Source organism: Bradyrhizobium sp. SZCCHNRI20481 (assembly GCF_032485055.1).
GTDB lineage: Bacteria > Pseudomonadota > Alphaproteobacteria > Rhizobiales > Xanthobacteraceae > Bradyrhizobium.
This window is the reverse complement of the sequence record NZ_JAUEUE010000006.1, coordinates 359,664-373,023: the sequence shown is the minus strand read 5'-3', so window position 1 is coordinate 373,023 and position 13,360 is coordinate 359,664. Positions and strand designations below refer to the sequence as shown.

Below are 13,360 nucleotides of genomic sequence, written 5' to 3'. Positions count from 1 at the left end.
GCTCACTCAGACGTGCTGGGATGGCAGCATGGCGTCCAGCGCGGAGGCCGGAAGCTCCATGAATTCAGCGGCTTCGGTCCAGAGCAGGGCGGCCCGGACGGCGCGCCCGGGGTACAATTGGCCGAGCACGGCGCGGTACAGCGCGAGCTGCCGGACATAGGCTGGGGGCACCTCGGCCAGCTCCGCGGGCGGCTGCTGGTTGGTCTTGAAGTCGACGATCAGCACCTCGGCCTCGGTCACCACCAGTCGGTCGATCTGGCCGGAGACCAGCGCCGGCGGCTGGCCGGCCAGTGCGAGGCGGCCCACGATCGAGACTTCCGCCCGGCTCCCGGCCGCGAACACCGCGGCAAAGCGCGGGTCTTCGATGACGGCGAGCACGCGGTCCGCGAGACCCGCACGGTCATCGTCCGGCCAGTCGGCGGCGTTGCGAATCAAATATCGCAGCGCGGCGTCGCGGCGCCGCTCCGGCAGCACGTCGGGCAGCGACTGCAGCAGGCGATGCACCAGCGTGCCGCGCTGCATCGCAAGACTGCGCGCCGCCAGCGATTCGCCCGTGCGCACCGGCCGCTCGTCGGCGGATGGATCGGACGGCCTGAGCACGGCGACCTCGCCGGGCGCCTCCACCGCCGCCGTGCGCAGCCAAGCCGGCAGCTCGACCGCCGTCTCGACCATGCGCCGCGTTTCGTCAGCAGCGGTTTCCGCGATGTCCTCGGCCCGCGCATAGCGTTTGACCGGTCCGTCTTCGGTTTCGATCACCTCGATCTGCAGCCCCGCGGCATCGAGCCCGCGCGCCATCAGGTCGTACCAGCTGCCGCCGCGGACATTGTTCATGTTGCCCGGCATGCAGCCGCCGATGACCAGCCGATCCGCGGCGCGGGTCATCGCGACATAGAGCAGCCGGCGATATTCGTCCTCGGTCTCCTTAAGCATCGCCACGCGTGCCGCCGCGACGGCTTGCGGATCGTCGGCCTTGCGCCCGGCCCAGACCACGATCTCCTGCTCGCCATGCGGCACGTGGATCAGCCGCAGCCGCTGCGAATCCGCCGGCGACGAGGTGGTGTCGACCAGGAAGACGACGGAGGCCTCGAGGCCCTTGGCGCCATGCACGGTCATCACCCGCACTTCGTCGCGCGAGATCTCCATGTCGCGCTTCACCTCGGTGTCGGCGGCGCGCAGCCAGGCGATGAATCCCTGCAGCGAAGCCGGCGCCTTGCGCTCGTAGGACAGCGCGAGCTCGAGGAATTCGTCGAGGGCGTCATTGGCCTCGTGACCCAGCCGCGCCAGGACGCCTCGCCGGCCGCCATCGCCGCCGAGCAGCCAGGCATAGAAGGCGAACGGCGTGTCCTCGGCGGCACGGCGCTCGCATTGCTGCAGCCGGCGCACCACGCCCTGCAGCCGCTCGTCCGTTGTCGCGTGCGCGACGAGCGCATCTCGCAAGGACCCGCGGCGCTGCCAGGCGAGCTTGAACAGATCGTCGTCGTCGAGCCCGAACAGCGGGCTCTTCAGCGCGGTTGCCAGCGCCAGATCGTCCTGCGGCAGCAGCAGCGCGTCGGCGAGGTTCATCAGGTCGATGATCGCGATGTGCTCGGTGAGCTTCAGCCGGTCGGCGCCCGCGACGGGGATGCCGGCATGCTTCAGCGCCTGGATCACCGCGTCGAACGCGTTGCCGCGACGGCGCACCAGGATCAGCATGTCGCCATAGCTCAGCCGCCGTCGCGCGCCGTCATGGCCGGTCATCGTGCCCGTCGAAATCAGCCGCTTGATCTCGGCCTGGATGCGCCTGGAAAGCTTGACCTCGGGGCTGGTGACGGAGACGCCGTCGAACGGCGCACGCCAGCCCTCGATCTCCTTGCGGTCGTCGCGCTCGCACAGGCTCCATAGCTCGACCATGCTCGGTCCGGCATCGGTCAGCGCGTTGTGGATGGGATGGCCGATGTCAGGCGAGTGAATGCTGCTGTAGACGTCGCGCTCGCGGAACACGTGGTCGACCGCGTGCAGCACCGTCGGCCCGGAGCGGAACGAATAGGTGAAGGACACCGGGTCGAACAACAGCCCGGCGTCGGTGAAGCGCTTCTGCAACTGTCGCCGGCGCGCATCGAACTCGTGCGGGTCGGCGCCCTGGAACGAGAAGATCGACTGCTTCTCGTCGCCCACCGCGAAGATCGTACGCGTGAGTCCGTCGCGCGCCCCGGCGCCGGCGGTGAACTCTTCGATGATGTGGGCGACAATGTCCCATTGCCGTGGGCTCGTGTCCTGCGCCTCGTCGATCAGCACGTGATCGACGCCGCGGTCGAGCTTGAAGTGCACCCAGCCGGCGGAGACTCGGTTGAGCATTGCCAGGGTCTTGTCGATCAGGTCGTCATAGTCGAGCAGGCCGCGTTCCTCCTTCTCGCGGCGATAGTTCGCAGCCGCCGCGGTGGCGATCTGCAGCAGCGCCTCGGTGCGGTCGCGCACGACCGCCGCGCGGCGCTTCTCGATCAGGCGGTCGAGCCGGCGCGCTTCCGATTCGAATAGGCCGGCGATGCCGGGATTGGCGTCGGCGAACTTCTTGGTGAGCAGGGACTTCCGCGGCTCCTTGTCCTCGGTCAGGAATACGCGGAGATATTCATCGACCTGATCGGCGCCCGAGAACGCCAGCGCCGCGCGCAACTGCTCGGCCTGCTTCTGATCGGTCTTGGCGCCGCCGTCGAGCCGGCCGGCGATGTCGGTCCAGTCCCTCAGTGGCAGATTGGGGCCGTCGACAATGTCGCGCTCGATGGCTTCCAGCGTCTCGTCGGCGCTGATGCCGAGCACCTCGCCGAGCTGTTGCGCCGCGACCTCGACGCGCCCCGCGCCATCGGTCCAGGCCATGAAGTGATCGCGGCTGAGACAGGCGTCGCGCACGACCTCCTTGAAGGTCGAGTCCGCCGCATTGGCCATCGCCACCTGCAGCGCGCGGCCGACCGCGCTGTCGGGCGCCCGCGCGGCGTCGAGCAGCACCTTGAGATTGGCGCGCTCCATCATCTCGGTCTGGTCGCGCTCGTCGAGCACCGAGAACCGCGCCGGCACGTTGGCTTCGAACGGGAACTGTTGCAGAAGCCGCGTGCACAGCGCGTGAATGGTCTGCACCTTCAGCCCGCCCGGCGTCTCCAGCGCGCTGGCGAACAGCTTTCGCGCCGACGCCCGCAGCTTCTTGTCGGGGTTTGGGATGCCGGTGGATTGGATCGCGCTGTCGAGCGCGTCGTCGTCGAGCGTCACCCAATGGCCGAGCGTCGAGAACACGCGCTCGGCCATGTTGGCGGCGGCGGCCTTGGTGAAGGTGATGCAGAGGATCTTCTCCGGCGGCACGCCGTCGAGCAGCAGCCGGATCACGCGCTGCACCAGCACATGCGTCTTGCCCGAGCCGGCATTCGCCGACACGAAGGCCGACGCCGCCGGATTCGACGCGCGCGTCTGCGCCTCGCGCACGGCCTGCGGAATGGGGCGGGGCGCCTTCACCATTCTTCGACTCCCAGTCCGCCGGCCGCCGACCATTCCTTGATGCGGGCGAGGTCGTCATAGCTGCCGTAGCGGTTCGCCCACATCGACAGGTTCAGCGAGGTGTAGCCTTGATTGACATCCTCGAAGCTGCGGATCAGTGCTTCGAGCTTGGCGCGCGCCTCCTGCGCGGCCTGGTCCGGGTGCTGCGGCGTGTCGCTCTTGTTGATCTTCAGCTCGAGGATGCGCTCTTCGCCTGGCGGATTGTTGCCGGACAGCCTGACATAAACGAGCTGACTGATCATGCTGCCGGCCGGGATGCCCTCGAAGCCGCCTTCGCGCAGGATCGCGGCTTCGAGTGTGAGCTGCGGCGACAGCCCCATGCGCACCTGCTTGGCCGTCGGCGGCTGGCCAGTCTTGTAGTCGAGAATGGCGTAGGTGCCCTCGGCACGCTGTTCGATGCGGTCGGCGCGCGCCGACAGCATGAAGGTGCGGCCCTGATCCAAGGGAATGCCGATCTCGCCGCGGATCTCCGCGGTGATGGCGCCGATCTGCGCGCGCCGCGCGGTCTCCCACGCCGCGAACCAGCCGGCGATGCGCTGGAAACGCGGCCACCACAATGCCCGCGCCTCGGGCCGCTCCATCAGCGGCGCAAAGTGTTTCTCGCCGATGACGCGCAGCGCATGCGCCGGATGCAGCGGCAGGGCATCAGCATAAGTCTGCGTGAACTCGCCGATCGCCTCGTGGATCGCCGAGCCGCGATCGGCCGCTGACAGCGGCATGTCGACGGGATCGAGCGGATCGAGCCGCAGGATGTAGCGCGCAAAGATGGTGTAGGGATCGCGCAGCCAGTCCTCGATGGCGGTCACCGACATATGCAGCGGGCGCACTGCCAGCGGCGGCTTCGGCGCCGGCTGCTCGATCGGCTTCACCGCGGCGGGCTGGTCGAGCACCTCGGCATAGCGGACGTAAGTCTCGCCGCGCGCGGTCGCCGCCTTCCAGCGCTCGGCGCCGGCGACGGCTTCGAGACGGTGCAGGAAGCGCGAGGCCACGGCCGGCGCGCCGCCCGACTTGGCGGCGTGCGTCAGGATCACCTCGGGCGCGCCGAGCAGTTGTGCGAAATCGTGTGCTGATAGTCCGATGCGGCGCTCCGGCAGGTCGAGGCCGAGCTGATGCCGCATCGGGCGGCTGAGCCAGGGATCGATGCGCGGCGCCGGTGGCCACACGCCCTCGATCAAGCCGCCGATGATCATGCGATCGGCCTGCATCAACCGGGCTTCGAGCGGACCATAGATCTGCAATTGCGCACCGTGGCGCTCGGGGCGGCGCACCGCGCGATCGGAGAAGGCGGTATGGAACAGATCCGGATAGTCCGACAGCGGCGCCATCAGGCCGCAGCGCTCGCCGGACGCGAGCAGGTCGTCGAAGCAGCGCGCCAGCGCGGCGCCGTCGCGATCGGTGAAGGCGGTGCTGAGACCGACATCGTCGGTCGACAGCGCGATCAGCACCTCGCGATGCCGCGCGGCGAGCTCGGCGAAATCCTGCGGGCGCGGCGAGGCGAGGTTTTCGAGCGGCGCCAAGGCCGTCTGCAATTGCGCAATCAGCGCGCCGGCGCGGTCGAGCTGCTCGGGACTGAGACGCGCGCGCGGCTCGGCCTTGTGCAGCGATGATGCTTCGTCCTGGTGCAGCTTGGTGTGCTCGTCGCGGAAGCGCGCGAAGTCGCGCGCAAGCCCGCTGCTTCCGGCTTGTGGCCGGGTGCCGCGGAGCATGGCGAGCTCCAGCGTCTCGATGGCACTCTTCCAGCCATTCGCGGCGCGGCCGAGCCGGCACAGCGGATGCTTGAGCAGAGCCAGCAAGGTCGGCGGCTCCAGCCCGCGCGCTGCAGCTTCCGCCGCGAGGCGGGCGAAGATGCCGGCCGGCGTCTCCAGCAGCGCGTCACCACCGGAATCGTCAAACGTCAGGTGCCAGCGCGTCAGCGCCGCCATCACGCGGCGCGCCAGCGCGCGGTCCGGCGTCACCAGTGCGGCCGACTTGCCGAGATGCCGCGCCTCGCGCATCGCGATCGCAATCGCCAGCGCCTCCATCTCCGGATTGGGGGCCGCGACGACAGCGAGATTGTCCATTGCTTCGGCGATGTTGGCGGCGATGTCGAACTGGCGCAGCCGCTCGTGCCACATCGCCGTCGCTTCCGACGGCCGCATCGCTTCTGAGATCAGCACCTCGCGGCCGCCGCGGCCGGTTGGGGCGAGACGGACCACGTCGCGCCGCTCTAGGCCGAAGCGTTTGAGCAGCAGGTGCATCGCATATTGCGGATGGTTGACGGCGGGTGGCGTCAGCACGCGGCCGCCGCGATCTTTGCTGCCGCCGATCGAACTCCACGCGGCTTCGTCGAGATCGGTGTCGAGCCCCGGCAGCACGACAGCACCATGCGGCAGCTTCGCCACCGCCAGCAGGAATTTTGCCGTGGCCGGCATCGAGCCGGTGGAGCCTGCGGCAATGACGGGACCATCGGGATGCGCCGACAGCCGCGCCGCTTCGGCCGCGATCAGCAGATCGCGCCGCGCCGCCGGCTCGATGCGCTCGATCTCCTGCAGATAGGCCGGCCACGCGGTCCGCGCGATGCGCAGGAACTCGAGCGAATACTGCCAGTATTTGTCGAGCTGATCCGGCACCAGCGCATCGAGCGCATCCCAGGACACGCCGCGCGTCACCATGTCGTCGATCAGCCGCGCCAAGTCGCCGGCCAGGGCCAGCGTCGAGGCCGGGCCGCCGATCACCAGCGGCGCCGAGACCGGCGTCTTGGCCCAGGCCGCGACCAGCCGCGCCAAGGTGAGCCGGCGCTGCAGGTCGTCGAGCCGTTCCGGAATCTCCAGCGGCGCCGGCCCGAGGAACGCGTCGCGATCCTCCGCGAAGGCGAGCTCGTCCTCGTCGATGTCGCCGAGCGCGACGAGCCGCGGCAGCACCGCGGCATCGGTCTTCAGCTCGTCGAGGAACATCTCGCGCGCCACCCGCAGGGAGCGCCGTGTCGGCAGATACAGCGTCGCGGTCGCGAGCCGGGCGGGATCGCTGCGCGCCTCGAAGCCGTCGACCAGCCGGCCATCGACCAGCGCGGCGATCACGCTGCGCAGGAACGGTGCCGAGATGGGAACGGTGAAGACGCGCATGGCCTGCGATTCGGGTTGCTCGAGGCGTCTATATAGGGAGCGATCGGCCGCAGGTCATATCGGGGGTGTGGATGGGTGTTGATAGGTGCGGCTGCGCTCGGCTGCCTAGAACTTGCGGGTGGGGCAGTTCGCGGCGTGAAGCGGCGGTCCGGGATGACGTTCGCCACTCGGATGAAGTGAGGTGATCACGCGACCTCCGCATATTCGCCGTCGTCCCGGGCAAGCCTCTGACGGCGCGTCAGCGCTGTCGGAGGCGCCGACCCGGGATCCATAGCCCAGGCTGATGTTTGTGGCGCGATGGTCATGGCTAGCCTACGCAACACGCCCCCCTGTGGATATGGGTCCCGGCCAAGCCCTGGCCTCGCTGCGCGATGCCAGGGCTTGGCCGGGACGACACTGAATATGAGGAAGCAGTTTCGCCCGATTCGCCATCTTAGGCAGGCCACCGACCGCGCCTCATGCGTCCTCATTCCCGCGACGCCGTCGCGCCCGAGTGATGCAAATCGTTCGCCCTCATCCGAAGCAAGGGCGCAGGGAAGGCCGGGCCTCGGCTGAGGCCCGTGGCCCCCGTGCGTGAAAGAGTGCACGGGGCAGGAACCACAGGTTCAGCCGGAACGACCCGGCCTTCCCTGCGCGATGGGTTGACGGCTTATACGTCCTCTCCTCGGTGTGCCGGCTTGTAGCCACCGTCGCCCGCGCGCGGCGTCAGCAGCGGCGCGAGCTTGGCATCAGCATCGGGATGCCGGGACCTTACGATTTCGCCGTCCTGCCAAAACCGTTCGTCGGCGCGCATGAGCGCGCTGCGGTTCTGACAGGCCATCGCATCCCGCGCTCAACGTTCGTGACGACCGCGATACGCCCCTCGCAACGAGGCGGGATGCGCATGAGAGAACACGAATTCTGTAAAAGCGAAAGAAGAATTTTGTGCGCGTCGAATGCGACGAGCGGGATCGGGTTGAATGTGCGGACGAAAATAGTTTCTCGACGCAGATAACTTGAGCGATGCCAGCGCAGGGTCGGCGCCGACGAGGCGGAGCAAATCGCGCAATGCACCGACTTGATTCGCCCGTCGGGCAGTCCGCTACGCCGCACTCTCCATCAGAGCCTCTTCCGCTTCCGCCACCGCGGCCGGCGTGCCGACATGCATCCACACGCCTTCGAGGCGGAGGCCGAACAGGCGGTCCTGCTCGTTCGCCTTGTCGAACATCTTCGTCAGCGAGAACTCGCCCGACGGCGCGCCATCGAAGATCGCGGGCGAGATGATGGCCGCTCCCGCATAGACGAACGGCACCACCTGATGCTCCCGGCGCTTGCGCAAGGTACCGTCGGCGAGCATCGCGTAGTCGCCTTGACCCGCGTAGCCGATCGAGGTCGCGGTCGGCGCCATCAGCAGCATGATGTCCATGCGCTCCGGATCGAACGCGTCGGCGAGACGCGAGAGGTTCTGGCGCACGCCCTCGATCCACATCGTGTCGGAGTTGACGTGGAAGAACGGCTCGTGGCCGAGCAGCGGCAGCGCCTTGACGACGCCGCCGCCGGTGCCGAGCACCTGGTCGCGCTCGTCGGAGATGATCACGCGGGGCGTGCTGCGCGCGGCCGTGTGCGCGATGATCTGGTCGGCGAGATAGTGGACATTGACGACGGCTTCGGTGACCCCGGCTTCGGCGAGGCGGTCGAGCACATGGTCGAGCAGCGGGCGGCCGGCGACGCGCACCAGCGGTTTGGGCATCGTCTCCGTCAGTGGGCGCATGCGCAATCCGAGACCGGCGGCGAGGACCATGGCTTTGTGCGGCTTGACGGGCATCTCAGGCAATCTCGATCAAAGGTGGTACGCACGAATCATACCACGCAAAAACATCTATCGTCTCGGTCGGTTGCGATAGCCCGGCGCGATGACGAATGTGCGACGGCGGCGCCGTCGTCCCGATGCAGGATGCCGCAGGTGTCTCCCGGTGCGCCGTCAGGCCTCCGCTGTGGCGCGCTTGTTGGTCTTCTTCTTGCCCTGCTTCAGGAAGGTGACGCCGATCTGGTCGCCATTGACCCAGGCCAGCTCGCAGCGCCGGTAGGCCAAGCCGGTCGACGACAACAGCAGGAAGAACTCCTTCAGGTGCAGGCCTTCGACCGAGCCCTCGACCGTCAGCTTCGCCCCGGTCTCCGAGACGTCCTCAATGGTGCAGTTGCGCCGCCAGGTGCCGTCGATGCCCATCATGAAAGCCGGGATGCCGCGCTCGAAGACGACGCGTTCGCCCTTCATCCGCTCTGCCATCGCAACCTCCATTCATGCGCGGCGCGCAACCGGCGCCGCGGGCGCAAGGTAAGGGGGGATGGCTAAGAACCGGTAAAGCGACGCGGGTGGGTGGTTTTGGCGCGTCCTCTTCCCACAACGGCGGTCCGCTCCCCTCCCCCTTGCGGGGAGGGGTTGGGGGTGGGGGGGCCACGGATGCTGAATTTGTTGGTTTACTCGGACCGGCAGCTGACAGCCGCCGGCGGTCATGATTGCCGCTGATGGCTAGAGGTCTGCGCTCGTCACTTTGAGTCTCGCCCGGAGACCCCCACCCCGACCCCTCCCCGCAAGGGGGAGGGGAGCGCACCGTCGGTGCCGTGAGAGGGTGCCTCAAGCTACGCCAGCCGGTGGCGGCACATTCGCCGCGTACCAATCGCGTAGCGGCTCCAGCGCCGCGTGCGCCAGCGCGCGGTGGAGATAGTCCCAGATGCGAGGCTGGTGCTTGAGGTAGTGCGGCTTGCCGTCACGGCGGTTGAGGCGGGCGAAGGTGCCCAGCAGGCGGGTGTTGCGCTGGGCGGACATGATTGCATAGTGCGTGCCGAATTCGTCGGCGTCGAAGTCCGTCGGCGCAGCTTGGCGTGCGGCGATGTAGCGCTCTCGGAGCGCCTGCTCGATCTCCGCCGACACGTCGATCCGGGCGTCCTGCGCCAGGGAGACCACGTCGTAAGCCGGCGGGCCCATCACCGCGTCCTGGAAGTCGATCACGCCCACGCGCGCGATGCCTTCGCGCGACGGCAGCCACAGCAGGTTCGGCGAATGATAGTCGCGGATCACCCAGGTCGGCTTAGATGCGAGCGGCGCCTCCAGCAACTCGCGCCATATTTCCAGGAATTCGGCGCGCAGCACCTGCGACAGCTCCACGCCACGGTCGGGCAGGTACCATTCGAGCATCAGGCCGATCTCGATCAGCATAGCGTCGACGTCGAAGGTCGGGACCTTGTAGGTCACCTGCGGTGCCAGCGGCAGCACGGCGGGCACGTCCTGCCCATGCAGCGACGCCAGAACATCGACTGCGGCCTCGTAGCGCTCCACGACCGGCCGTGGCGGGTCGCCCTCGATCACGCCCTCGCGTCCGAGATCCTCGGTGACGAGAAAGCCGTGGCCGAGATCGGCGTCGTTGATCTTCGGCGCCGAGATGCCGCGTCCGCGCAAGGCGGCGGCGATCGCGACGAACGGGCGAACGTCCTCGGCGAGATGCACGGCGCCGCTATAGGGCTTGCCGTTGTAGCTCGCCGGGCCGTCGGGCCGCTTCGGCGAGTTCATCAGGATGTAGACGCGCTCGCCCTTGTGGAGCCGCGCATAGGAGCGGGTCGAGGCGTCGCCGGCCATGTGCTCGCGGCGCGATCTGGCGTGCCCGGCCTCGGCGAGGAATTCGCGCAAGGCTTTCAGCCGTGCAACCACCGCGGCCGCCTTGCCGCTGCCGGTGATCTCGGCGCTGCGGGCGGTGTCGCCCTGCGATGGATCGTGGCGCAGCGCGATGTCGACGCGGTCCAGCGGGAGAGTGCCGCCGGCGCGCTCCGGCCATTCGATCAGCACGACGGTCGCCTCCGGCAGCGGCGACAGGCCGATCTCCTCGAGCTCCGATGCGTCGCTGATGCGATAGAGATCGGCATGCACCAGCGGGAAGCTCGGCAGATCGTAGCTCTGCGCCAGAGTGAAGGTCGGACTCGGCACCTCCAGCTCGTCGTCGCCGGCGAGGTACCGGATCATCGCCCGCGCCGCCGCCGTCTTGCCGGCGCCGAGATCGCCGGTGAGCGTGATCAGTGCACCCGGGCCGATCAGCAGCGCGAGATCGGCCATCAGGGCGGCGGTGGCGGTCTCGTCCGCCAGCGCGGTGGTGAATGTCAGCTGGTCCGTCATTCCGCGGCGTTGCGTTGCGCGACGTGGTCGGTCGGGAAGTCACAGGTGACCGTGGTGCCCTTGCCGACCACCGAATCCATCCGCACCCTGCCACCATGCAGCTCGACGAAGGAGCGCACCAGCGACAGGCCGAGGCCGGCGCCGCGATGGCGCGAGCCCTGCGAATGGCTCTCGAACCATTCGAACACCTTGTCCTTCACCTCGGGCGGAATGCCGGGGCCGGAATCGGTGACCGCGAAGATGACGCTGTGATCAGTGCGGCGGGCGCTGACGGCGACGCTCGAATCCGGCGGCGAGAAGCCGACGGCATTGGCGAGCAGATTGTAGAGGACCTGGACGACGCGGCGCTCGTCGCCGACGAAGGAGCCGACATCGGGGTCCACCGCGATCGTCAATCGGATGCGATCCGTGGCAAGCCGGTCCTGCACGCCTTCGGCCGCGGCCTCGATCGCCTTGGCGGCATCGACCGGCCCGAGCTCGAGCTTCATGGCGCCGGCATCGATGGTGGCGAGGTCGAGAATGTTGTTGGTCAGCGCCAGCAGCGCGTTGGTGGATTTGGTGACGTAGTCGAGATACTCGGCCTGCTTCGGCGTCAGCGGCCCGGTCGACGGATCGGACAGGAAATGCGCGAAGCCGATGATCGTCGTCAGCGGCGCGCGCAGCTCGTAGGACACGTGGTGGACGAAGTCGATCTTCATCTGGCCGGCGGCTTCGAGCGCCTCGTTGCTCTCGCGCAGCGCCCGTTCGACATTCTCGGTGTCGGTGATGTCCTGGAAGGTGAGCATGGTCGCGCCGTCGGGCAGCGGCCGGCTCATGCAGTCGAGCACGCTGCCGTCCTTGCGCTCGAGCTTCAGCGCAACGTCGAGCCGGTTCTCGATCGACGTGATGGCCTCGCGGATAGTGCGCCAGGCGACCGCGTCGTCATAGAGCTGATGGCACCAGGATTCCACGGTGTCGATATGCGGATGCTCGCGCAGCTGATCCGGCGACAGCCGCCACATCTTGGCGAAGGCCGGATTGAACAGCTCGACCCGGCCGTTCGAGCCGAACACCGCGACGCCTTCGGCGAGGCTGTCGAGCGTCTCGCGCTGGACCCGGATCAGGCCGTCGAAGCGGCGCGCAAGCGCGAAGCTCTCGGTGACGTCGTCGAACAGATAGGTGACGCCGCCTTCCGGGTTCGGCGTGGTGACGACCGACAATGCGCGGCCGTCGGGCAGGAACCAGGTGTCCTTGGCGGCCTCGACGGCGCGATAGGCCTCGTGAAGCTTGGCCTTCCAGGCCCGGAAGTCGGCCTGCTCGGGCAGCTTGCGCGCGGCGCGGAGACGGTCGAGCACCGACGAGTCATCCGGCTGGCTGTCTAGGAAGGCGGGATCGAGACCCCACAGCCGGCGATAGGAGTCGTTGTAGAAGGCGAGCCGGCGCTGGCCGTCGAACACGGCCACGCCCGAGGACAACTGATCGAGCGTGCGCCGGTGTGCTTCCCGCATCCGCACCACGGCCGCATCCAGCGCCGCCGCCTCGCTGGCGTCGATGGCGACGCCGGCGCTGCCGTGGCCCAGCATGAAGGCGCGCACGTCATACATGCGGCGCTCGCCGCCGGTCACGATCGGCAGCCGGCCCTCGAAACGGCCGTTGGCGCCGAGTGCGCGCTGCAGGTCGGTACGGTCGGCGGAGTCGAGCAGCTCGATGTTGCGGCCGATCGCGTCCGGCACGTCGCGGGCATCGGCGGCACGGGCATAGGCGGCGTTGACGTAAGCGAGGGCGCCATTGGCCTGCCGCGCCCAGATCGGCCACGGCAGCGCCGATGCCAGCCCGCGCAGCGACTCCGTCTCCTCGCCGAGCGCCTTGAAGCGGAGCTGCGTCTCGGCGAGCTCGCGGCGCAGACCGGACAATTCGCGGATGCGCACGATGGCCTGGCCGCCGATGGCGCGGCCCATCGCCTCGATCGCATGGCCGTGCGAGGTGGTGAGATTGAGCATGAAGCCCTCGCCCGCCTCGCGCAGCGCGTCGACGGCGCGGTCGAGCTGCAGCGCGGGCTCCGGCGGCAGCCAGGTTCCGAAGGCGAGAATGCGCTGCGGCTGATCCTGCGGGACCAGCATCGAAGTGTCGCCGGAGATCTGCGGGCGGTGGCCGCCGGCCGGCCAGGCGATCAGGATCTGCGGCTCGGCGAACAGCAGCGCGCGGTAGCGATCGGCCTGCAATTGCAGCTCGGCGATGTCGGCGCGCAGCCGCGCTTCCTTCCGGCCGGCCGCCAGACGCGTGCGCACCAGCGCGACCGCGGCGACGACGGAGAAGCCGAGCAGCGCCAGCATCGCCGTCACCTCGGCGACATCAGGACGGCTCAGCTCGAACAGCGTCGTGATCGCATCCGCCGGCACGCCAACGCCTGCGAAGCCCGGTGTCGCCGGCGCAAGCGCAGTCGCAGCGAGACCCATCAGGCCCTTGCGCGCGAGTGACGTGCACGACAGCAGCGTCTGACGCATCACCACGATCACGCCCGACATATTTGCCCCAAACCGCACGAAGTTTCGGGCGGCGCCGATCGCGTCGCCCGCGCCGTCTCACGAATCAATCAACCATAACCGCTTCAGGACTC

At 68.6% G+C, this 13,360-nt stretch carries 7 protein-coding genes; all 7 read right to left on the bottom strand.

Going from position 1 to position 13,360, the window contains the following annotated elements:
* Window positions 1–6 precede the first annotated feature (6 nt).
* The 7 genes from addA to QX132_RS12450 all read right to left on the bottom strand — a co-directional run bounded on the left by addA (window position 7) and on the right by QX132_RS12450 (window position 13,268).
* Window positions 7–3,480, bottom strand: a complete 3,474-nt coding sequence (gene addA, locus QX132_RS12480) for a double-strand break repair helicase AddA (RefSeq protein WP_316161324.1) — start codon at window positions 3,478–3,480, stop codon at window positions 7–9.
* Entirely contained in the window at window positions 3,474–6,620 is a 3,147-nt protein-coding gene (addB, locus tag QX132_RS12475) for a double-strand break repair protein AddB (RefSeq protein WP_316161323.1), read from the bottom strand. The genes addA and addB overlap by 7 nt, the downstream gene beginning before the upstream one ends.
* A 649-nt stretch (window positions 6,621–7,269) precedes the next feature.
* A complete protein-coding gene (locus QX132_RS12470) occupies window positions 7,270–7,413 on the bottom strand; it encodes a hypothetical protein (protein WP_316161322.1) in 144 nt (47 codons plus the stop codon).
* A gap of 288 nt (window positions 7,414–7,701) precedes the next feature.
* Window positions 7,702–8,424 carry a nucleotidyltransferase family protein gene (locus QX132_RS12465; RefSeq protein WP_315778422.1) on the bottom strand — a complete coding sequence of 241 codons (723 nt, stop codon included), beginning with the start codon at window positions 8,422–8,424 and terminating at the stop codon, window positions 7,702–7,704.
* Between the two features lie 156 nt (window positions 8,425–8,580).
* Window positions 8,581–8,886, bottom strand: a complete 306-nt coding sequence (locus QX132_RS12460) for a PilZ domain-containing protein (RefSeq protein WP_008963143.1) — start codon at window positions 8,884–8,886, stop codon at window positions 8,581–8,583.
* 348 nt (window positions 8,887–9,234) lie between these two features.
* Window positions 9,235–10,764, bottom strand: coding sequence for a tRNA (adenosine(37)-N6)-threonylcarbamoyltransferase complex ATPase subunit type 1 TsaE (tsaE, locus tag QX132_RS12455; protein WP_316161321.1), 1,530 nt, complete (start codon window positions 10,762–10,764; stop codon window positions 9,235–9,237).
* Window positions 10,761–13,268 carry a sensor histidine kinase gene (locus tag QX132_RS12450; RefSeq protein ID WP_316161320.1) on the bottom strand — a complete coding sequence of 836 codons (2,508 nt, stop codon included), beginning with the start codon at window positions 13,266–13,268 and terminating at the stop codon, window positions 10,761–10,763. Before QX132_RS12450 ends, tsaE begins: the two co-directional genes overlap by 4 nt.
* Between the last annotated feature and the right edge of the window lie 92 nt (window positions 13,269–13,360).

Coding starts and splice junctions, on each gene's coding strand:
- QX132_RS12450 (WP_316161320.1), bottom strand. CDS start 13,268: ATGTCGGGCGTGATCGTGGTGATGCGTCAGACGCTGCTGTCGTGCACG.
- addB (WP_316161323.1), bottom strand. CDS start 6,620: ATGCGCGTCTTCACCGTTCCCATCTCGGCACCGTTCCTGCGCAGCGTG.
- QX132_RS12465 (WP_315778422.1), bottom strand. CDS start 8,424: ATGCCCGTCAAGCCGCACAAAGCCATGGTCCTCGCCGCCGGTCTCGGA.
- addA (WP_316161324.1), bottom strand. CDS start 3,480: ATGGTGAAGGCGCCCCGCCCCATTCCGCAGGCCGTGCGCGAGGCGCAG.
- QX132_RS12460 (WP_008963143.1), bottom strand. CDS start 8,886: ATGGCAGAGCGGATGAAGGGCGAACGCGTCGTCTTCGAGCGCGGCATC.
- QX132_RS12470 (WP_316161322.1), bottom strand. CDS start 7,413: ATGCGCGCCGACGAACGGTTTTGGCAGGACGGCGAAATCGTAAGGTCC.
- tsaE (WP_316161321.1), bottom strand. CDS start 10,764: ATGACGGACCAGCTGACATTCACCACCGCGCTGGCGGACGAGACCGCC.